The sequence below is a fragment of the Vibrio sp. Vb1729 genome (assembly GCF_033338655.1).
GTDB lineage: Bacteria > Pseudomonadota > Gammaproteobacteria > Enterobacterales > Vibrionaceae > Vibrio > Vibrio alginolyticus.
In genome coordinates this window covers 209171-230895 of the sequence record NZ_JAWOTB010000022.1, presented here as the reverse complement: position 1 = coordinate 230895, position 21725 = coordinate 209171, and the positions used below count along the sequence as shown (strand labels likewise).

Sequence of the window (21725 nt, the reverse complement as noted above, 5' to 3'; positions counted from 1 at the left end):
AATGTTGGATAATTTATCAAACCGACATTCATTACATCGATAACTTGTTTATGATAGCGGTTGATATAAAGCACTATTCATTGGCTTTAAACCTAAGCGTTACATTTCGTTTAGGAACACATAACTATGACAACGGAGTTGGTCGTGAAAAAACTACTATTGGCTACAGCAGTGGTCGCAGCAGCAGGGGGCGCTGGCTACCTGTACCAAAACAATACTACCGCGAGTGATGCAGGCTCACTGTTAACGCAAGTTCCTGCAGATTCACTTATGGTGACGTATCAGACAGAACCTTTTAACCATTATAAATACATGAACGCATTCGGTACGGCGAATCAAGGCTCGATTGCAGAACTTTTTGCCGATGAACCACTGTCTCCACAACAGCAGTTTGCAGTTAACTTATTCGATGGATACCTAGAGAGTGCTGCGTCGCCAGAAACATTAAAAGCTTATTTGGGCACCGGGGAAAACATTAATCCTGTGTTGTACACAATTGGTATGGTACCGGTGTACAAAGTGGATATTGAAGACCCTGCCGCGTTATGGAAAACACTGGATCATGAAGAGCAGATGAGCGGCGCTAAGCATGAGTTGGTTAAGCTTGGTGAAGTCGAGTATCGTCGTTACGAGATGACTGATTCAATTGACCCGCAGGACGGTATTGGCTTGGTTGTAGCCGTGGTTGATAACGTGCTTACGTTAACGGTTGATGTTCCGCAACTGGGCGTTCAAAACCCGATTAAAATGGCATTAGGGCTTGAAGCACCAAGTCAAAATATTGCTGACAGTGGACGCCTTGAGGCGTTGCAAGCCAAATACGGTGAAAACAACAACTCTTTTGGTTACTTTGATCATCGCGAAGTGATTAAAGGTTTGACGACGAAAGATGGCAATATGTTTGCTCGTCAAATCAGCACGTTGGATGCAATAGATCCTGAACCAACTATTGAGGAAATGCGTTCACCAGCCTGCCATACTGAGCTTACTCAAGTTGCAGAAAACTGGCCTCAGTCCGTCGCGTTTGCAGAATACAAGATGAAAGGCGATCAGGCGTTCATTAAAGGTTCTTTTGTTGTTGAGTCCAACAATAAAGTGATTCTAGATGCGCTCAAGTCGATTCGTGGTGTATTGGCAGAGTCTAAAAGTGATAAGAGTTTCTTTAGTATGGCGCTTGGTTTAGACATTAATACGCTAGCGCCATCGATTGGTCAGATTTGGGCTGACTTGACCCAGCCTCAATATCAATGCTCTTTATTGACACAAATGCAGCAAGAGATGGGCGGCCAGAATCCAGCAGCCGCTGTAAGCATGGGGTCAGGCATGGTTAACGGCCTCAAAGGCTTAAGCCTGCAAATGTTTGATATCAAAGTAGATACTAATGCTCAGCATGGTGAAGTATTTAGCCAGCTAGATGGTATGTTGTCTCTTTCTGCCAATGATCCAATGATGCTTATTCAAACTGCGCAAATGTTCGTTCCTGAACTTGCTCAATTGCAAATTCAACCGGATAACCAACCTGTTAATGTCAGTGACCTATTAGAAATGCATACTGGCATGAAGGTGGACGTGTTTGCTCGTCTAAACGAAAACCATTTCACCCTTTACAGTGGTGATAGTGCTGCGGAAGCAAGCAAAGAAGTGATGGCGCAATCACTTTCTCCAAATGGCTTGTTCAGCTTTGATTTTGATTCAGAGCGTATTTTGGAAGTGTTAGAGAGTGCGTCGTCAATCACTGGGGAGCCGGTTCCGGATGATGTTGTCAAAAGCTTACAAGGCGAGCTTGTTGGTGGTATGACGATGGACGTGACAGACCAAGGTATTGGTTTTGAGTTTGATTACCGTGGTGCAACTAAACCTGTAACGGTTGCACAACAGTAACACATTGAGTAGAAAAAGGCGGCATATGCCGCCTTTTGTTATTATGTACCGCATTAAAAAGCGAGTGGGAAGAGCGACGCTTACTCATCTATTTGAGGATGAGAGTATTGCTGATATTCAGGTAACTCTTTTCTTAAGTTACCAAATGTCGCCCATGCACTTTCTTTTGAAAGTTTGTTGATCAGCCAGTTTGGCAATAGACCTCCGGGATCAGCAAACGCCTTGTATTCCACGAGTGTTGTATCGTTTGTGAGTTTTTGTAACTCCCAAGTCGCATCAACCGAGCGAATTCGAACATAACCATTTTGTTCAGCAAGATATGAGTCAGGTGCGCTTTTGATTTCTACGGTGAATCCCAGCTCATCGACCCAGTACTTTGAGTAGGTGACCATATCCCGATTTTTGGCAGGCCATGGTGCTTTAAACTGGGTGTAAACGATGTTCTCGGTGGCCGATATCTGATTTAAAACCCGGCTATGACTGGCATTGTCAATCCAGTTCGGGATGTTGTCACTGTCTTCCAGTAGCGTTAAAAATGCACCATAGCTGGTGGGTGTGAACATCCGGGCACGGATCTCAACTAAACCGTCACTATGTTCTCGGGAGTAAATTGTGATTCCATTCTTGTCACTCTCGAACTGCCAGTTCTCGTTGGCGCTCGCATCAGTACCAGCGGATATCAATGTGGCGAGTGTTACGGCGCCCATTCTTAAATGCAACATCATGTTAGTATCCGCCAACTTTTCCTAAATTTAAATTTATACGATTTGTTGTAGCTATAAGGACAATAGTATGTTTGTTGTTATTGTTCTGAAGGTTGCTCTGCACTAAAGCCACGTTGAATGTTGGTGAAGGTAAGCGATGCAAATATTACGATAACGATCGCTAGATGCCATGCTTGACTCAATCCAAGCTGCACCAGAGTTAAGCTGACCAATGAGGAGACGACCATTTGTCCACCACCAGACATTGCCGCTGCGGCACCTGCTTGCTTTTTATAAGGTTGCATTACCATCGCTTGTGCACAAGGTAGGGCAATACCATTACCCAAGATCATTAATAGCTGTCCTAGCATCAGAAATAGAGGCTCAACAGGGCAGAAAAATAACCATATTGCGGCAGCGAGGTGAAGAAATGGGGTGCAAAGCAGCATTTTTTTATTGCCAATAATTGGCCTTACTCGGTTACAAATCGTGGTACCACATAACATACCCAAAGCGGGAATGAGCGCCCATATCGCGTATTGAGCGGAGGTCATGCCAATTTGATCTTGCATGATAAATGGCATCACAGAGACTGTCGTAATCATTAAGCTGAAGTTTAACCAACTGATACTGGCGAAACTCATAAAGTAACGAGACGTAAGTAAGCTCTTGTATTGGAGTAACATTTTTCGGGGTGACGGAATGACAGAACGTTTTGTGATGGTTTCTGTGAACTTAAAGGCGATGATTACCCAGGCCAGCGAGACATAGCCCAATAGAGAAATAAACACCATACTCCAACCGAAGTGGAAGTTGATAAAGCCGCCAATCACAGGTGCAATAAGTGGCGTGATTGAAGCCGCCATGGCGATGTAAGACATTGCCACTGGGAGTTCATCCCCGCTAAATCTATCTCGAGTCGACGCCCTCGCGAGTACCGCGCAGCATCCTGTACCTAACCCTTGTAAAAAGCGCCCCATCACCATCCCTGTAAATGTGTCACTGAAGAAAATAATCATCAGCAGACCAGACATCGCGATGAGTAAACCGGTAAGTAATACTCTTTTTCGTCCTAAAGCATCTGACACTGGCCCGTAGATAAATTGAGAGGGGCCAAAGCCGAGCAAATAAATACTCACAAGTAGTTGAGCTTGGTCGAGGGAGATGGAAAAGTCTTTTGCTATCCATGGCAAAGAGGGCATGACTAGCCCCATGCTCAACTGGCCAACGCTAATAATAAGACAGGCGAGTAGTATAGTATGAGAGTTGATTGGGCGACTCATGACTGGTCTCCATTCAAACAACCTTTTTGGCGTCGTGATCTTAAGCCGCCTTCGTCATCCACTTCATTTAGCTTTGCTTTGACCCGCTTCACAGTCGATAGACTGACTTCGCATTGCTCTGCTACGTTTTGCAATGTGTAGCCTTCTAGCAGCAACGTTGCGATCTGTTGGTGTTTGGTTTTGTTTGCGGGGCGGCCGCGAAACTTCTGTTTCCATAATTCTGGCTGCTCTTTAATGGCCTGTCGCCCTTGCTCTGCGGCAAACAGGCGATGTTCAGTCTGCACTTTCCCATATCCAGATAACACTGTGAGTAGTGTTTGAGTTTGAACAGAACCTGGCTCAAAAGTTAGTGATTCACATACGGTTTTCAATGTTACCCCTTTATCGAGTAGCATTTTTATTGTGTTCAATGCTTGACTAAAGTCGCGACCAAATGCGGTCAGCCACCAGAGCACAATCGTATCCCCAGTTCTGACGGAATCGAGCAGTTGTAAGAATGCCTCTCTCTCGGTTGGAGGCATGCAACCACGAACCTTATCCTCAAAATGCTGAGCTTCGGGAGCAAAAGCTTTTAGAGTATTAAGGTGCTCTTGGTAAGCTCGATTTTTTGGCGAATAACGAGTGTAAAGATACGTGGTCATAAGGATTATGAGCCTTTTTTTGTTTGGTTCATATAGTGTAATAGCTCATAAATATACATGGGTTCATTAATGCTTACAACACTAAATGAGCCGTTTGGGAGTCAGAGGCAAATAAAAAAGCCAACCGAATGGCTGGCTATAGCTATTTAAGCTTTTGTTGTCTGGCGCTCGATTAACTTCACTGGCACCATCATTTTTACTAGGCTGCCGTTTTTCGTATTAATTTGATCAACAATGATCTTCACGCACTCGCGAGCGAGGCGACGGAAATCCTGGCGGAACGTGGTTAATTGATAGCTTAACCATTCTGTCTGAGGAATATTATCAAAACCAATGACTTGTAAGTCCTGAGGAATCCTCAACCCGCATTCTATACGGGCGATATCCATGACCGCCATCGCAAGGTTATCGGTTGCACAGAACACTGCTTCAGGCCGATTTTTGTCTGCCAGTATGGCACGGACTTTATCAAGTGAGCTCGCGTAGTCATAGCTGGCTTCAATGATGCGTGGCGTCTTGCCGGTTAGGTCTTCAAATTCAGAGCAGAAGCCGCTTTGGCGTTCGTCATTCGTAAAGGTTGGCACTTCTCCCGTCAAATAAACCGCGTTCTTCACGCCACTTTTGTGCAGAAGTTGCGCGGCTTGTTGGCCTGCTTCGTAGTTGTCACTGATAACGTAGCTACTCCTAGTACCTTCAACAACTCGTGCGTATTGAACAATTGGGATATTAAACTCTTCACATTCTTCATAAAGGGACTTATTGAAGGTTGCGGAAGCAGCAATGACACCATCGACGCGATACTGGAAGATATTTGGGATTGAGTGGCCCTCTTCTTCATCCACTTGCCATGGAATCAATACGGCAGAATAACCTTTTTTCTGTAACTCACTGGAAATTAACTGCAGTGTTTTCATATGGATAGGGTAATCCGCATCAGGAAACACCAAACCTATCAATTTCGATTCGTTTGTGGTCAGGCTACGTGCAAAGGCGTTAGGGCGGTAGTTAAGGGCTTTAGCCGCTTCAAAGACTTTTTGCTTGGTCTTTTCGGATACTGAGCTACCCGGAACAAACACGCGCGATACAGTAGATTGAGAGACGCCTGCCATCTTTGCCACATCTTTTGATGTGACTACGTGTTTAATTGATTTCATGAATAAAACTTAGTTGCCAGTAATTGAGGTCATAAGACTAGCATAAATAGGTACGTATTCATAAATGTTCTGACGGGGTATCCTAAGTAGAATAATGGCTTTGGAGTGTTAAAAAGCAAAATGTGGGTTAACCCATTCGATTTGCTTTGAGCTAGCACTAGATCTAGAGCGTAGATACTGTCCGTTTGTTGGACGTACAGTATCTACGTAAAGAACATTAATTTGCTTGTTTGACTGCAACTTTACGTTTCGGGGAGAGGAGTGAATACCCCATGTATCCGATGCAAGCGGTAGCGACAAGAATAGAGCAGCCACGCATAAAGTTAATCAGCATAGGAGCGTTGTCGGTAAACGCGTTGATCCCCCAAAGCATCACGATCGAGAATACAAACATCACTAGTAAGCCATAACATGGAGCATCGATTTTGCCGGGAACGACATACCAACCATCTTCCTTGATTGGTTTATTTAGACGAGCATATTCCGCTTGCTGGCCTTTCACTGTGTAAAGATGCATTTCATCTTGTTTACCCGTCAGGAGAAGGCTAGCAATGTAAGCGACAACGGCATTCACAAGGACGCCAATCACGCAATACCAAGGCCACGCAATATCGGTCGCAACGGCTACATACCAGATCACCAAGAAGCTAGCAGCAACGCCAATTAACAAGCCTTTTTCCGTAATGTGTTTTGAGTAGAAACCAAGGACGAACATACAGAAGCTCGCACCGACAAAGTAAGAGCCTGCCTTACTCAGCACTTCCAGTACCGAGCCTGTGCTGGTGGCAAACATGATCGCTGGAATGATGACCAAAATCGCCCACGCCACCGTGAAGAAACGCGATACCTTTAAGTAATGCTCTTCCGACTCGTTTTGCTTGTAGAAGCGTTTGTAAAAGTCAGCCACAGAAACGGTCGCCATTGAGTTAAATGCGGAATCGAGACTCGACATACTTGCCGCCAGAATCGCAGCGGCAATGATGCCCATCAAGCCTGGCATTCCATATTCACTCGCATAATGAAGAATGATGGTGTTGCCGTTTTCGAACTCTTTACCGTCGTAATAAGCGTTGAACAGGACGCCAAGCAAGATAAAGACAAAGTAAATAAAGAAGGCCACGTAGCCCATCATCAGCATTGCCTTTTTCGCATCGCCCATGTTTTTCGCGGCCATACATCGTTGTACCATCATCTGGTTACCGCCATACACGGTGGTGTGGAACATCGTCATTGCGATAACACCAGCCCATACCGTCGTTACTTGGCTTAGGTCAAAACTTGTCTGTAGGGCATCGGTCATTCCTTTCGCTTTGAGTTCTGCCATGACCTCCGTCATTGGAGCAGGCATGCCATTCCAAACGGCTTCAATGATGATGAATGCGCCAATAAATAAGATTACTGCTTGAATCACATCGGTCCAAATGACAGCCGCGATACCGCCCATTACGGTGTAGATAAGGGCAATTGCAGTGACGATCATGATGCAGTACATCACGTCGATACCAGTAATGAACTCTAAAATCATTGCTGTCGCATAGAGTACGGCTGCCGAGCTCAATGCTTGTTTGATAAGGAAGATAAACGACAAAGTCAGTCGTGAAGCCTTACCGAAGCGTCGTTCTTGATACTCGTAGATAGAGGTTAAACCGTTGTTGTAGAAAAACGGCATAAACACAGCCACGATGAAGAAGATCACCAGCGGATAATTGAGGTGAATCGCGATAACCGACAGGCCTTCTTTGTAAGACCAAGCTGGCCCGCCAAGGAACGACATGGCACTCACGTAAGTACAAACGACAGAAATACCGATCGCCCACCAAGGGATGCTCTTATCACCCAAAGCGAATTGGCTAGCTGAAGTTACTCGCTTACCAATCACCGCACCCAATACTAGCGTTAGGGCTATGTATCCACCAAGGATGCTCCAGTTAAGTGCGCCAAACTCATGCATAATTAGGTCCTTCTAACTGTTCTTTCATTTGTGCAAACACGTCATAGCCAAGTTGCAGCAGGATATGAACGATGTCGATCGCCACCCAGTTTTCTTTCAGTAAATCGCCTTCGCGTCGCCAAATGTCCATAACGCGAAGTTCGATGTGTTTTCCGGTTGGGGCAAGACCGAGCCAGCCACTGTGACCAGTGTGAGTACCATGCATATGTGGCCAACCACCTGTGGATACGTAGTCATTTTTGGCCAAAAAATTGACCTCAATATCGACACTTCGGTCAGGGAAGGCAAACACAAATGGCGCTTGATGGTGGTTACGGAAACCTTTGATACCGCGCGTAGTACCAATACCAGCAGGGCCGTACCACATGAAGTCATTGTGCCAGTAGTTTTCAAGATCCATCGAGAAAAGATCTTTGCCATCAAAACGACCCAAGCAAGACAGCATATCTTCAACCAGCTGGGCGCTCTTTTCACTTTCTTCCAAAGACACAACAGAATGTTGGATACCATTAGAAGTCGCAGGAGAAGGGACCAAGCCATCGTGACCTAAGCTTTTACGAAGAGGGTTGCAGCCTGCTTGATTCATCGCGTCGATGAAGTCTGGAATCATGTATGATTCGGTGATTTGGTCGTTCTCCACACACACCATTTCGGTGTAACGCAAGTAGAGTGTTTTCCCTGTTGCTGGGATGCCAAACAGTGGTTGTTCAAATGTACCGATAAAATAGCCGGTAGAGTTGTACCAAGTGCGACCTTCGTATTCGCCGTGCATAACAATTATTGGTCGGCGCTCGGCGTCAGGCAAAGCATTAACAAGTGGTGAGAGGAAAGATTCGTGGGTTGCATCTGGGCCATTAAGATCGTTCACAGGGTGCGCCACGCACCATTTTACGTCAGGGTTCAAAGTTTGCAGAGCGGCCTGTTTTTGCTCGATGTCTGCGGCTTTGAAGTAGTTCTGGTAGAACTGTTCGATGATGTTGAGTGACATGTTGCTTCCTTACTGTCTGTGATTTTAATAAATAGTGTTTAGTCAGCCGTTAGCCTTGCTGTAGCAGGATTTGCTTCCAGATTGCGGTCTCGTCAAACAAAGTGAATTCGCGACGAAGACCCCAAGGGCCAAACTCAGCGTGGCTGATCCCCATGATGTAAACCTCTTTTCCTGAAGGCTTACCAAACATCCCATATCCCTCATGCTTACCGTGCAAAGACCATCGAATTGCAGCGCGTGGTGACATCATGTCGTCATCCCGGCCAATACGATGGTGAACGGTAAATTGAGCATTTGGGAAAGACGCACGAAGTGCCATCCAAAAATGATCGACTTCCGAGTGTGATAAGGCATTTTGACCGCTAGTGTATTCGCCGATGCAAGCACGGTCGTACTCTTTCGGTACTATAGAGAACTCGGCATTCATAAGGCTTCTGAGAATTGCTTCATAACGCTGACCATATTCGTTGTCGTTGCCTACGCCCAAATAAGGTCCAGGAATGTCGACTTCAGGTGTGAACGGAAATGGGCTTGATTCCACGCCACCTTCAAATTCGATTTGTTGGCGTGCAAACTCTTCTGACGTCATACCCAGTTGTTTCGCGATATCGGCTTGATCGCGAACCAACCATTCGTCATTGATTTGGTTATTGATAGCGTGGCAATCTGCGATAATACGGAAACGAAGTTTGCGGTTCGAGGCTTGCCCGTAGAAGCCGTTGCCACTGTGTGTTGCAGTAGAGATGATTCGATGAGAAGAAAGCATGCCTTGTTCCGGGGTGCCTGACCAAATGACGTCTTCGCCATATAGCGTGCGATCGGGAAACTCGGCCAGTGTCGCCATTGTTGCACTGATCACCCCTTCGTTTCCTTGAACGATAGAGAGTGGAGTACGCACAACAATGTCGGGAGAGTAGTAGTGTTCTAAGGTGTTTAAACCTCGGTCTTCCCAAATCTCTTTTGTGATACCAAGAATGTAGTCGGGAAAATCACGCCACTTTTCATCGAAGCCAACCATGGCCATAAATCACCTCCGTAATTGAATAATTATGTTTGAATTATGTTTTGATTACGTATTCAAAATATATCATGTTGCCATTTTGTCAACGGATTGTTTTTTGATTGTTTAAATAGCGTGCTAATGATCAGGTTTTTAACAGTTGAGCAGAAAACAAACTAAAAAAGTACAGGCGAGATGGAAGCTATCTCTTATCGAGACGTGTTAATAAGAAAGGAGGTCAAAGTTTTTTGTATGAATTTCCTAATATCTTATTGTTTTTTAATCGCTTAATTTATTTTGATCTGTTTGAATGGAAACAAATGATTAAGCCAAAACTGATAATCATGCAGATCAAGGCACCCAAATAGACTTTATCGCTAATATTCAGCTATTTTGGTGTCAATTATCCTTATATCTTTCAAATTTTCCTTTTGCATACGAATGCTTTAAGTCTTTTTTATTAAATCGGAAGTAGATAACGAATAAGCCACTAGAAAGGTGTTTATCTAGTGGCTATAACAGTCATAAGCGCTCTATGAGTGCAACGATCAGGATAAAAGCGCAGGTAACGATAGCGAGATGGCAGGGATGAAGGTAATCAACATCAAGGCCACTATCATTGCACCAATCCAACCCATGATGGCTTTAGAGAGCGACTCTATCGGTACTTTGCCTACCTGACTTGCCATAAACAGGTTGGCACCCAGAGGAGGCGTAACAAAGCCAATGGCCAAGTTCACGATCATCACGATACCAAAATGAACGGGGTCCATGCCGAGTGCTGACGTAATGGGTAACAGAATTGGTGTGAGAATAACAATCGCTGCCAGCGTTTCCATAAAGGTACCGACGAGCAACAACAGGACATTGATGCAAAGCAGTATCAGAAGTTTGTTTTCGGTAATCGATAGAATGAACTGAGCGATCTCGGTCGGTAGACGTTCTAGGGTCAATATGCGGCCAAACGTCACGGACGCACCCACAATGACGAGCACAGCGCCAACTAACAGTGACGACTCTAGAATGATTTTCACCACTTGCGCTGGTTTGAGTTCTTTATAAACAAACATGCCAAAGAATAAGCCATAGAGCACACCAATGGCGGCTGATTCGGTAGGTGTGAAGATACCGGAATAGATACCGCCGAGAATGATCACGGGTAGTAGCATTGCCCAACTGGCTTCTTTTAGCGCATCAAGACGCTCTGCCCAGGTCGCTTTGCGCTCGTTACCTGTGTAGCCCCGCATTTTTGAGACAATTAGACAGTAGCCGATCAATACCATACCGACGACCAAGCCAGGAATGATGCCCGCCATGAACATCTTGGTGACCGAGACTTCAGCTGTGATCGCGTAGACGATCATCACCACAGAGGGTGGAATAATGACGCCAATCCCGCCGGAAGAGGCGATCAAGGCACCGGCAAAGCTGCGGTCGTAGCCTTTCTTCACCATAGAGGGAATCATCGTCAGGCCGATAGCGGCAACGGTGGCAGACCCTGTACCAGAGATGGAAGCGAAGAACATGCACGCCACAATGGCGACGATGCCAAGCCCACCAGTAAAGTGGCCAAAGAAGACCTCCGCCACGTGTAATAATCGTTTTGAGATCCCTCCTTGGCTCATAAGGTTACCTGCCAAGGTAAATAGAACGACGGCGAGGAGAGGGAAAGAGTCGAGCCCTGTTACCATTCCTTGGACTAAAAACTCAATGTTAAGAAACGGCAGACTGAGTATCGCGACCATACTGGCTGCCGCCAGAGCAATACCGACCGGAACGCCAATGAGCAGAAGCAGACCAAAGCTGCCAAACAAAAGTGCAGACGTCATGCGTTAAACTCCAATAGTCGGTTAGAAGTACGGTACTTTGCTTTGATATGGCGATAGCGTTGGCGAGAAAAGCGAACTCGTTCATTGCTGGTGGAGCACGCGTTCACACGTTGATAAATGCTTGTCACTAGGCGCGCGCAGCTTAATAGTGCGCAAACTAAAACAGAGGCATACAAACACGCAATAGGAATTTCCATTGCGGGTGCAATCTGACCGAGTTGCAGGCTGCGATTGATCACCTTAAATCCAAACCAGGCGACAGTGGCACTAAAGGCAAGGTAGATAAGATCAGAAACAATCAAACTGAATTGCGTCCAATTGCCCGGAAGTTTATCGATGAACACACGAATGCGGATGTGTCGATCATCTCGGATACAATAGCTGATGCTCAGGTACATCGCCCATACGAATAAATAACGTGCCAGCTCTTCAGTCCACGCGATCGTTGCGTCAAATAGGCGTAGTGCGATTTGCAAGCACAGTAAAGTTGTCATCGTCGAGATCGCGATAACGATAAGGGTAGGTTCTAGGTATTTGTCTAGTAAGCGAAACCACTTCATGTTCACCTCCAAAACGAGAAAGCACGACCTGTTGCCAGATCGTGCAAAAGAGTGGGAGTTATAGGCGTTCTATCTCGGCAATCACGTTGTCAAACAAGTCTTCACCTGTCTTGCTACGCAGATCTTGGTACACGGCTGCATTCATTTTTTCTTTCATGATGCTGCGTACCTCGTCTGGGACGATGTTAACCGTCATGCCTTTTGCTTCGAGCTCTTTGATTACTTCTTGGTTTTGCTTAGCGGCGAGCTCACGCTGTTTTGCGATGGTTTCTTTGCTTACTTCACTGATCAGCGCTTGTTGTGCGGCCGGCAGTGAATCCCAAAACGATTTGTTCATGAACAACACGTAGTTGGTGTATATATGGTTAGTTAAAGAGAGGTACTTTTGTGCCTCGTAAAAACGTTCGGCATAAATAGAGTAGATAGCACTTTCTTGAGCGTTAATCAGGCCTTGTTGTAACGAGGTGAAAATTTCTCCCCAAGACAGAGGTGTTGGCGCAGTACCAATAGATTTCCACGCGCTTATTTGAGTGGGGTTAGATGCCGAGCGAATCTTTAGCCCTTTCAGGTCCTCAATACTATCAATTGGCTGTTTGTTGTTGGTCACGCTACGAAAGCCGACCTCCATAAAGCCAAGTCCATGAAAGCCTTTTGATTCCATAGCATTCAACAATGGTTGTCCGATCTTCTCACTGTCGAGCGCTTTGTGTGCTTGCTCTTCGCTATCAAAAAGGTAGAACACGTCGAGCACGTTAAACTCTGGGACGTAGGGAGAGAGTAAAACTGACGCACCAAACGTCATTTGTAAGTTGCCTTGCTGTACGAGTTCAGTCGTCTCACGCACATCGCCTAGTTGTCTCGCCGGATAGATTTCAACTTCTATCTCACCGTTTGAGCGAGCTTCCACTTCTTGTTCGAAATAGAGCATTGCTTTGTGTACGGGAGAGGTTTCTTGACTGTCATGAGCAAGACGAATAACACTGGTTGCAAACGTATTCATACTGCTAAATGCAAGCCCCAGTGCGGTAAGTGAAGTAAGGATTGCTTTCTTCATCGTTCTTCCTTGTTTCTGGTATGACCTGCCATGGGCATTCGTTGGCAAGTCACACAACTTTTTATGTTTTTATAAATTAGTTGAGCAATTCATATCCATTTTGCATACGAATCCAAAATAAAACATTAAAGTAACAAGTCAATAACAAGATTGATGAATTGATGAGGAATTAAATAACGGTTGGTGAAAATTTAATCGCGATCACAGAAAATGCCTTACTCGAAAGCAAGACATTTTGTTTATGAAGAATGAATAAAAATGGATTTATTAAATGGTGCTACTACGTTCGATCAAGGTGCCTTGCTCGAAAAGGTATTCGCCAGTTGCATCCAGGTTGCCGTTGATTCGATTCATCAAGTCTTCAACCGCTCGTTTAACAATTTTGTCGACTGGTTGAGCAATGGTGGTCAAATCATAACTCGGCCATGCAGACATCGGAATGTTATCCACGCCCATCACTGAGAAGTCTTGAGGGATCTTTGCTCCGGCTTGGCGTAAACCATCCATCACACCCATGGCGAGGATGTCGTTTGCACAGAAAATCGCGTCGGGTTTACTGGTATGTGACAAGATTTCTTTCGCCGCATCTAGGCCAGCTTCAAAACTGTATTTGGCTTGAATAAAGGTCGGGGATGGAGCGCCGAGCTCTTGCAGTTTTGAAGAGAAGCCAAGCCAGCGCTCTTCACTGGTCATGGAGCCAGCATCACCACTGATGTAAGCGCATTGTTTTGCGCCTTTCTGTGTTAAATACTCGGCTGCTTGTTGGCCCGCCAATCGGTTATCAATACCAGAGCTGTTGGCATTAATGCCTTCGGCATAACGGTTGATCAGGCTTAAGTGAACGCCAAACTTCTCGCATTGGGCAAACGCGCGTGAGGTCAAACGACTGGTGGCGATAACGAGTCCGTCCACTTGGTATTCAATGGCGCGTGAAATGGCGAGATCGAGGTCGTCCTTGTCGATAGGGCAAAGCACAACTTGTCCGCCTCGCTTTTGAATTTCGACAGCCAAAGCACGAGATTGCATGTCGTACATTGGGTTTGATTCGCTATCTAACGCAATCGCCACTAAGCCTGAACGATTCGAAATCAGACCTCGGGCGATGGCATTCGGTGTGTATCCGAGCTTAGCTGCGGCATCCATCACCATTTTGCGTTTCTTCTCGCTAATACTCGCAGTCGGGCTGAATGCTCTAGATACCGTCGATTGAGAGACGCCGAGCATCTTCGCGACGTCGATCGAAGTTACTTTCGCTTTAATGGTGATACTCCTTATTTAAGGCCATTGAACCTTCTCATACGTGCTGAGTGTATGGGCTAGGGGATTTCTGTGTCTAGAGCATTACATTGATAAGGCGTAAATATCAGAGAAAACTCAAGAATTCATCACATTTCTCTCTTGTTTGAAGCCATCAATGATCATTTTGTGTTCAGACCCAACACAAAAGAAGCTAACGCCGAGTTCACGCCATTCCCGAGCTTGTTGAGCCGTCGCGACAAACATGCCAACAGGTTTATTGGCGGCTCTGGCCGCTTCGATTACTCGCATACTTGCTTGTGCGACTTTCTCATCATGAACGCTATCAGCACCATAAGCGACAGTGAGATCAACTTGGCCAATGAAGAGCGCATCAATTCCTTCAACATTGGCAATCGCTTCAACATTTTCAACCCCTTGAGGGTCTTCAATTTGTGCAATGACAATCGTATTCGCACGGCTGTCTTTTAAGTGTTCAACCATGGGCTTAGTGGCGTATTGCGCTGCTCGACTGGAACCAGCATACCCTCGGCCACCTTCTCCGTAATGGCAGATTTTCGCCAGTTGCGTCGCTTGCTCAGCAGTACAAACATGGGGAATTTGTACACCCGCCGCGCCACAGTCAAGCGCGTTCAAAATGGTTGAAGGGGCGCTGTCTTGTACTCGTACCACGCACGCGAGGTCATTCGCTCTGGCCGCCATGATGCACAGATCAAGCGAGGAACGATCGAAAGGTGCGTGCTCTGCATCCAGTACCACAAAAGGCAACTCTGCCAGTGCCAATACTTCGATAATGTGAGGGTGAGGGGTTTTAACAAATGTACCTAATATCGTTTCTTGATTCAGACGTTGTTTAAAATTGCTCATGATTCTCTCCTTTGCAAAGGTATGCAAAAACTAACATGTAGAAATGTAAATGATGAGTAAAAATGATGTGATCTAAAACTCATTTTTGATTAAAAATTAAACTTAATTAAGGTCCTTATTACTTGCTTTTATTTGTTTAAACTAATAAATACAAAGGCTTAAGGAATGTTTTTGTGGTTTGTTGACTTAACTTGTCAAATGTTAATTAAGTGTTTAATCTGATTTTGCATTCGTATCCAAAAGCATAAAAATAACCGTTCGTCAGCCTCAATGTTCAAGGAGAAACCCAATGGCACGCATTTTAAAAAACGGAATCACTGAAGAAGCATCAGCATCAAACGACGCAAAAGTGCGTCAGATTGTTGAAAACATTCTTGCTGATATTGAATCGAAAGGTGATAGCGCTGTACGTGAGTTGTCTGAAAAGTTTGATAACTGGTCGCCGGAGCAATTCCGCCTGTCAGAAGAGCAAATCCAAGCCTGTGTGGATGCGCTTGATGAATCGACTCGTCATGATATCGAGTTCGCTCAGCAACAAGTTCGAAACTTTGCTCAAATTCAACGTGACTCAATGAAAGACGTCGAAGTAGAAACCATGCCTGGTGTGGTACTGGGGCATAAAAATATTCCAGTAAACAGCGTGGGTTGTTACATCCCTGGTGGAAAATACCCATTGGTTGCATCCGCTCACATGAGTGTACTGACGGCGAAAGTCGCGGGCGTAAAACGTGTTATTGCTTGTGCGCCTCCGTTTAACGGCCAGCCGAACGTCGCGATTGTCGCTGCGATGGCAATGGCGGGTGCGGATGAAATCTACTGCTTCGGTGGTGTTCAGGCGGTAGGTGCAATGGCTCTTGGTACAGAGACTATTGCGCCAGTCGATATGATTGTAGGGCCGGGTAACGCATTTGTGGCAGAGGCAAAACGTCAGTTGTTTGGTCGCGTTGGTATCGATTTGTTTGCAGGGCCAACGGAAACCTTGGTCATTGCTGATGAGAAAGGCTGTGACCCGGAATTGGCAGCGGCAGACTTGCTTGGTCAGGCTGAGCATGGTTACAACTCTCCCGCTGTATTGTTGACCAATAGCGAAACATTTGCGCAAGAAACCATTAAAGAGATCGAACGTCAGTTAACCATTCTCCCAACGGCTGAAGTCGCGGGTAAAGCGTGGGCAGATTACGGACAAGTGATTGTGTGTGATAGCTACGAAGAAATGGTGGAAGTGGCAGACGATATCGCTTCTGAACACGTTCAAGTGATGACGGAAGATCCTAAATACTTCCTAGATAACATGACCAACTACGGTGCCTTGTTCCTAGGTCGTGAAACCAACGTTTCTTACGGCGATAAATGTATTGGTACCAACCATACACTGCCAACGAAGAAAGCGGCGCGATACACCGGTGGTCTTTGGGTAGGTAAATTTATCAAAACCTGTACTTACCAGCGTGTAACGGAAGCTGCGTCCCTCAAAGTCGGTGAGTATTGCTCTCGCTTGTGTGCACTCGAAGGTTTTGCTGGCCACAAAGAGCAAGCGGATATTCGTGTGCGCCGTTACAAAGGCAAAGTAGAAGAGGCGTAATATGTCGAAACTTGCCTTAGTCACAGGCGGCAGTGGCGGACTGGGTGCCGCCATTTGTCGCAAGCTAGCTGAATCGGGATATCGCGTAATTCTGACTTACAACAGTAATCATAAAGCGGCCGAGGATGTGCTTTCCTCGCTGCCACGTAACGAGCATCTAGCATTCAAATTGAACGTGGCAGATTCTAGTGCGATTGAACAGCTTAAACATCAAGTCAGTGAAATAAGCGACAAGCTGGATTTGTTGGTCAACTGTGCGGGGATGACGAAATTCGTCGCGCACTCTGATTTGCAAAGCTTAGATGACCAGCTGTTTGACCAAATATTCCAAGTGAATGTTCGTGCGCCTTTTGCCATGGTTCGAGCGTTTGAGCCTTGGCTTAAGCAAGCCAATGGTTGTGTGGTGAACATTACTTCTATCGCGGCACAGACTGCGATGGGGAGCAACATTGCTTACTGTGCAAGTAAATCTGCCGCGGAGAACATGACCCGTTCTTTAGCTCGCGCTCTGTCTCCCGAGGTTCGCGTTTTGGCTGTTGCTCCAGGGCTTGTCGACACTGAGTTTGTCAAAGGCTTGGATGACGCATGGCGTAATCAACAAGAACAATCCACACCGCTTAAGCGTTTAGCCAATGATGAAGAAGTCGCTCAAGCCGTGTACGCCGCGGCAGATCTTCTGACCTTCTCGACAGGCAATACCATCGCGGTTGATGGTGGGCGACCTTTAGGTCTGTAACACACTTTCGGTCTGTAACTAACTTTAGGCTTGTAACTAACAATTCAAAGGCTAGGTCCAAACAAGGACAACAAGGATTTACAATGACTCTACAATCTAAAATGAATAATAACCTGGTCCGCTACATGGAACTGATTCCGGGTACGAGTGCGTTTATTGATGCGCGCACGCCAGGCAGTGATCTCAAAGATAACTTTTGTATTATCGGTGCAGGGGTGGCAGAGAGCAGTCGTCAGCATGTTCATATTCGCGATACGGCGGGCTTTAATATTGGTGCTGCAGGCCAACCGCCGGGCATCAAAAATTCGTTACATTCTCATCGCACCGCTGAGCTTTTCTTGGTGTTCAAAGGTCAGTTCCGTTTTTATTGGGGGAACGATGGAGAGCATGAGGCGGTGTTGTCTCACGGTGACGTCATCTCGATTCCAACCAATCTCTTCCGTGGATTTGAAGTGGTTGGCCGCGATTACGGCTTTATGTTCTCGGTACTTGGCGGCGACGATTCAGGTGGTGGCGTTATTTGGCATCCAAACGTTATTAAAGACAGTCAAGGTTATGGTTTATACCTCAAAGCCGATGGCACACTCGTGGACACCATTAATGGCGACCCGGTGCCACAAGAATCAGAATTGATGCCGCTGCTTACCGAAGAAGATCTCGCGACCTTCGATACCTACACCGCAGAAGAGATGATGCCATTTGTCGCTCTGCAAAAAGATTATCGTGAAATCAAAGGCGATTTCAGCGGAAGCAACGTGAAACAATACGCCTTAACGGGTCACCCTTTGGCGAGCTATGACTTCCAAGTAAAGAGTGAAGATGAAGTGAGCATCATGGCTTATGAGCTTTCTGAAGGTGGCTCGATTCCTCAACACTGCCGAGAAGAAAAACAAGTGCTTATCAACTTTGATGGGGATACAGAGGTGGTGCTCACACATCAAGGCGAACAAGCTAACGTTGTTTTAACGCGCGGTGATGTGCTGAATGTTCCAGAAGGTGCGTCATACTCACTGACGAACTTGCGTGGTAATAGTTTGACGTATTGCATTCTTGGGTCTGATCAACCAAAGCCGCTTGCAGGAGAATAAAATGACACAACCCACCTCGTTAGTTTGGCTACCCGGACTACTTTGTGATGGCACATTGTTTGAGGAAGTCAACCGAGCGTTGCCAAGTTGGGTTGAGCCTTCATGCCCGACGCTGGCTTCATTGCCGTCAATGGAACAGCTGGCGCAGAGAGTGTTGCAAGACGCACCGCAGGAGTTTGTCTTGGGTGGCTTATCAATGGGTGGGATTCTTGCCTTTGAGGTGTACCGTCAAGCGCCAAACAGAGTCAAAGGCTTGATCCTCATGGATACCAATGCAGCAGATGAAAAGCCAGAGGTGACACAAAAGCGTGATGCACTGGTTAGCCGTGCGTTAAGTGGTGAGTTTGAACGCATTACACCTGATACTCTGATGCCTGTGCTGATTCATCCAAGCCGTTTGCAAGACAAAGCGTTAACTGAGCGTATAGAAGGCATGGCGGTCAATGTAGGTTTGGAGGCATTTGAAGCGCATGCTAAAGCGTTAGCAACTCGCCCGGATGCTCGACCTTTATTGGCGGACATTCAAGCTCCTACGTTGGTGATAACAGGTAAAGAAGATAAGCTTTGTCCGCTAGACAATCATCTGCTCATGGAGAGATGCATCCCAAACGTCACGCTTCATGTTATCCCGGAGTGTGGGCATCTATCTACGCTTGAGCAGCCTTTAATTGTTAGTGAAGTGATGACTACTTGGCTTCAAGATAACTTTGCTTAGTGTTGATAAGAACTTCATCACTCACCACCTTAAGGTTACTTGGGTATAGGTGGTGAGCGATGAGTATTATCAGAAGTAGTAGCGAATACCTGCCGCGAATTGATCATCACGGTTTTCGAATTTGCTGCCATCGTACTGATCTTTACCTAGGTCGAACTGGTATTCAGTCCAAACTAGGAATTTGTTCTTCTGGAAGTGGTATTCAAGACCAGGAATCAGCAAGTTACGCTCGTAACCTTGTGTCTCGTCACCACGATCTTCCATGTAGTTGTAGTTCAACGTTGGGCGTAGGCCGTTGTCGAAGTGGTAGTAAGTGTAGACTTCGCCACCTAGGGTATCGAACATTACGTCCGTACCGCCTTGGCTCACTGCTTCCCAGTTTTCGCCAACGTGGAAAGTCGCACCCGCGTAGAAGCCACCGTTGCTGTAGTTTGCGCCCAATAGCATGATGCGCATGTTGTCGCCGTTTTCTGCGCCAACGACGCTTGCGTCTAGATCCGCAACTTCATTTTGATGGTAAGCCGCACCCAGTGTTACGCCATCAACCGGTTTGTAAGTGATCGACGCACCCATGCCGTTTTTCAGTGAGGCTGTCGCATTGCTTGCTAGAGCAACATCTTCACGCGTGGTTTGGTAAGTAAAGCCGTAGCTCACTTTTTCATTGATTGAATTACGGTACGTGATTGAGTTTTCCGCACGACCAGCACCGGATGCGATACCCCAGTCAGCTAGGTTGTAAACACCTGAGCCACGAGTACCGAATACACGACCTAAATCGGTGTACCATGCTACGTCGTAGAAGGTAGACCACTGCTTAGTACCTGCAGCAATCTTGCCATATTTTTCGTGATCAACACCTGCGTATAGCAAGCGGTCGTAAATGTTTTCGCCGTTCGCGCCAGAGTTGTAGCCCCATTCCGCGTGACCGAAACCAGTCCAGCCGTTATCCAGACCCATTTGGCCTTTCAAACCGAAACGTGAGCTGCCGCTGTTCCATTCGCCGTTGTCATCACCGCCACGGTCTTGGTAGCGAAGATCGAAACGGCCATCGATGGTTAGGCTGTCGCCAGCGTCATTAACAAAAGTGTGTGCAGCAAAGGCTGAGCTAGAAGTAAGCGCTGCTAAAATCACTGCAGAAAGGGTCGACTTTTTCATCATCAATCTCATTATTCAGGGCGCAGAAAGCCACCGTGCGTTCATGCCCGTTTTGAATAAGGGTTCTATCTTGAGGTTGTGCCCCATCCTTGAGGCACGAGTTGGGAGCATGTCGCCTGAACCGAGAGGGTATTCAGGCAACATAAAGGCGGGTTGACAATCCGCCCCTAGGACTTCTTATAGAGAAGGGTTTAGGATCTGTTGAGTACGTTCGAACACGTCTAGACCTTGCTGTTTTAGCCAGTAAGGAAGGTCGATCAGTACCCAGTTCTCAGATAGCTTGTCGCCGTCACGGTAGTAAACATCAACCACTTGCATGTCTGCACGTACTTCACCACCTGTCATACCTAGGAAACCACCGATTGGTGTGTTAGATAGGTTTGGCCAGCCGAAGAAACAAGAGAAGTTACCTTCTGCGAAACGACATACGTGGCCATTAAACTTCTTGTCTTTCAGGTTGTTACGGAACGGCAATTGGTGCTGCTGTTGGTAACGAGGGATTGTGTAAGACGCACCGATACCACATGGACCGTACCAGATCATGTCTTTAGACCAGCTCTTTTCAAGAACTTCTGGTGGGCAACCCATAGCGCCGCTGTCGTTTAGTGCAGATAGGTCATCAACCATCTTGTTCACTAGTGCTAGTGTTGCTACGCCTTCTTCTGGTGCTGCGTCTTCGAACAGTAGGCCGTCGTGGTTACGAGGACCAGGGTATACGAAGTGCTTACCTGTTGATGGTGGTAGTGGGTAACAACCCGCTTGGTCCATCGCTCCTAGAAGGTCTAGGAATAGGCCAGTCTTAGTGATCTTGCCGTTTTCAACACAGTTAAATTCTGCGTAACGGATGTTCATGATCTTGCCAGTTGGGCGCATGCCTAGGTATTCAGCGTCGAATAGACCCATGAAGTGACCCATGCTCATTACCCAGATTTCACCTGATGTTACTTCGTTCTCACCACCGATGAAGATGTCTTGACGACGCTGCATGCGAGTCATTGATTTCATCAAAGGAGCCCAGAAAACGTCAGCCGCTGCTTGAGCGCCTTGTTGCTCACGGAATGGGTAAACACCACGCCATAGGTAATCTTCTGAAGTGTGTGCTTTTAGTACTTCTGCCACGTTCTCGTGAGTTGCGTTTTCCATTGCGCTGAAGTATTCACGTACAACGCGTTTCGCTTCTTGATATTTAGACATAATAAACTCTCTTATTTTGCTGTCGAGTCGGCTTTGGGAACAGGACTCGAAATTAAGTTTTTTCATCCGGCCGGGGAGCCAGCCGG

The 21725-nt window shown here is 46.4% G+C and carries 19 protein-coding genes; 5 read left to right on the top strand and 14 right to left on the bottom strand.

The annotated features are described in order from the left end of the window. The first annotated feature begins 126 nt into the window (after window positions 1-126). Window positions 127-1881: a hypothetical protein gene (locus R7E29_RS12300; protein WP_017634495.1), complete on the top strand. Its 1755-nt coding sequence runs from the start codon at window positions 127-129 to the stop codon at window positions 1879-1881. 80 nt (window positions 1882-1961) lie between these two features. On the opposite strand, the gene R7E29_RS12295 is transcribed toward R7E29_RS12300, so the two are convergent. From R7E29_RS12295 to R7E29_RS12240, 12 genes are all read right to left on the bottom strand, one after another. Further along, window positions 1962-2606 (bottom strand): START domain-containing protein, encoded by a 645-nt coding sequence (locus R7E29_RS12295; protein ID WP_104976385.1) that lies wholly within the window; start codon window positions 2604-2606, stop codon window positions 1962-1964. A 77-nt stretch (window positions 2607-2683) separates the two neighbouring features. Further along, window positions 2684-3868 carry a multidrug effflux MFS transporter gene (locus R7E29_RS12290; protein WP_054576560.1) on the bottom strand — a complete coding sequence of 395 codons (1185 nt, stop codon included), beginning with the start codon at window positions 3866-3868 and terminating at the stop codon, window positions 2684-2686. Further along, complete coding sequence (locus R7E29_RS12285) at window positions 3865-4509, bottom strand: recombinase family protein (protein WP_054576561.1); 645 nt, start codon at window positions 4507-4509, stop codon at window positions 3865-3867. Before R7E29_RS12285 ends, R7E29_RS12290 begins: the two co-directional genes overlap by 4 nt. 146 nt (window positions 4510-4655) lie before the next feature. Next, window positions 4656-5663: a LacI family DNA-binding transcriptional regulator gene (locus tag R7E29_RS12280; RefSeq protein WP_017820101.1), complete on the bottom strand. Its 1008-nt coding sequence runs from the start codon at window positions 5661-5663 to the stop codon at window positions 4656-4658. A 217-nt stretch (window positions 5664-5880) separates the two neighbouring features. Then, complete coding sequence (locus R7E29_RS12275; RefSeq protein ID WP_005374733.1) at window positions 5881-7614, bottom strand: sodium:solute symporter family transporter; 1734 nt, start codon at window positions 7612-7614, stop codon at window positions 5881-5883. Continuing rightward, window positions 7607-8602, bottom strand: coding sequence for an ester cyclase (locus R7E29_RS12270; protein WP_054576562.1), 996 nt, complete (start codon window positions 8600-8602; stop codon window positions 7607-7609). Before R7E29_RS12270 ends, R7E29_RS12275 begins: the two co-directional genes overlap by 8 nt. Window positions 8603-8651: 49 nt before the next feature. After that, complete coding sequence (locus tag R7E29_RS12265; RefSeq protein WP_054576563.1) at window positions 8652-9626, bottom strand: ester cyclase; 975 nt, start codon at window positions 9624-9626, stop codon at window positions 8652-8654. Window positions 9627-10150: 524 nt separating this feature from the next. Next, a complete protein-coding gene (locus tag R7E29_RS12260; RefSeq protein ID WP_005383432.1) occupies window positions 10151-11431 on the bottom strand; it encodes a TRAP transporter large permease in 1281 nt (426 codons plus the stop codon). Continuing rightward, on the bottom strand, window positions 11428-11991 hold the full coding sequence (locus R7E29_RS12255) for a TRAP transporter small permease (RefSeq protein ID WP_154204064.1): 564 nt from the start codon (window positions 11989-11991) through the stop codon (window positions 11428-11430). Before R7E29_RS12255 ends, R7E29_RS12260 begins: the two co-directional genes overlap by 4 nt. A gap of 58 nt (window positions 11992-12049) precedes the next feature. Next, the gene (locus tag R7E29_RS12250) at window positions 12050-13045 is read right to left on the bottom strand and encodes a TRAP transporter substrate-binding protein (RefSeq protein WP_025768662.1); all 996 of its coding nucleotides are present in this window, start codon (window positions 13043-13045) and stop codon (window positions 12050-12052) included. A 267-nt stretch (window positions 13046-13312) separates the two neighbouring features. Continuing rightward, window positions 13313-14269 carry a LacI family DNA-binding transcriptional regulator gene (locus R7E29_RS12245; RefSeq protein WP_021035882.1) on the bottom strand — a complete coding sequence of 319 codons (957 nt, stop codon included), beginning with the start codon at window positions 14267-14269 and terminating at the stop codon, window positions 13313-13315. A 150-nt stretch (window positions 14270-14419) separates the two neighbouring features. Next, on the bottom strand, window positions 14420-15169 hold the full coding sequence (locus tag R7E29_RS12240) for an HpcH/HpaI aldolase family protein (RefSeq protein ID WP_053307977.1): 750 nt from the start codon (window positions 15167-15169) through the stop codon (window positions 14420-14422). A 289-nt stretch (window positions 15170-15458) separates the two neighbouring features. Between R7E29_RS12240 and hisD the strand changes: the two genes are divergently transcribed. From hisD to R7E29_RS12220, 4 genes are all read left to right on the top strand, one after another. Beyond that, entirely contained in the window at window positions 15459-16751 is a 1293-nt protein-coding gene (gene hisD, locus R7E29_RS12235) for a histidinol dehydrogenase (RefSeq protein ID WP_005374756.1), read from the top strand. Window position 16752: 1 nt separating this feature from the next. Further along, window positions 16753-17487, top strand: a complete 735-nt coding sequence (locus tag R7E29_RS12230) for an SDR family NAD(P)-dependent oxidoreductase (protein WP_053303921.1) — start codon at window positions 16753-16755, stop codon at window positions 17485-17487. A gap of 83 nt (window positions 17488-17570) precedes the next feature. Beyond that, on the top strand, window positions 17571-18575 hold the full coding sequence (locus R7E29_RS12225; protein ID WP_054576564.1) for a cupin: 1005 nt from the start codon (window positions 17571-17573) through the stop codon (window positions 18573-18575). A gap of 1 nt (window position 18576) precedes the next feature. Then, a complete protein-coding gene (locus R7E29_RS12220) occupies window positions 18577-19290 on the top strand; it encodes an alpha/beta fold hydrolase (RefSeq protein ID WP_054576565.1) in 714 nt (237 codons plus the stop codon). Window positions 19291-19359: 69 nt separating this feature from the next. On the opposite strand, the gene R7E29_RS12215 is transcribed toward R7E29_RS12220, so the two are convergent. Together R7E29_RS12215 and R7E29_RS12210 are read right to left on the bottom strand one after the other, a co-directional pair. Beyond that, window positions 19360-20445: a porin gene (locus R7E29_RS12215; protein WP_054576566.1), complete on the bottom strand. Its 1086-nt coding sequence runs from the start codon at window positions 20443-20445 to the stop codon at window positions 19360-19362. Between the two features lie 177 nt (window positions 20446-20622). Beyond that, a complete protein-coding gene (locus R7E29_RS12210) occupies window positions 20623-21639 on the bottom strand; it encodes a nuclear transport factor 2 family protein (protein WP_005374772.1) in 1017 nt (338 codons plus the stop codon). Window positions 21640-21725: the final 86 nt, after the last annotated feature.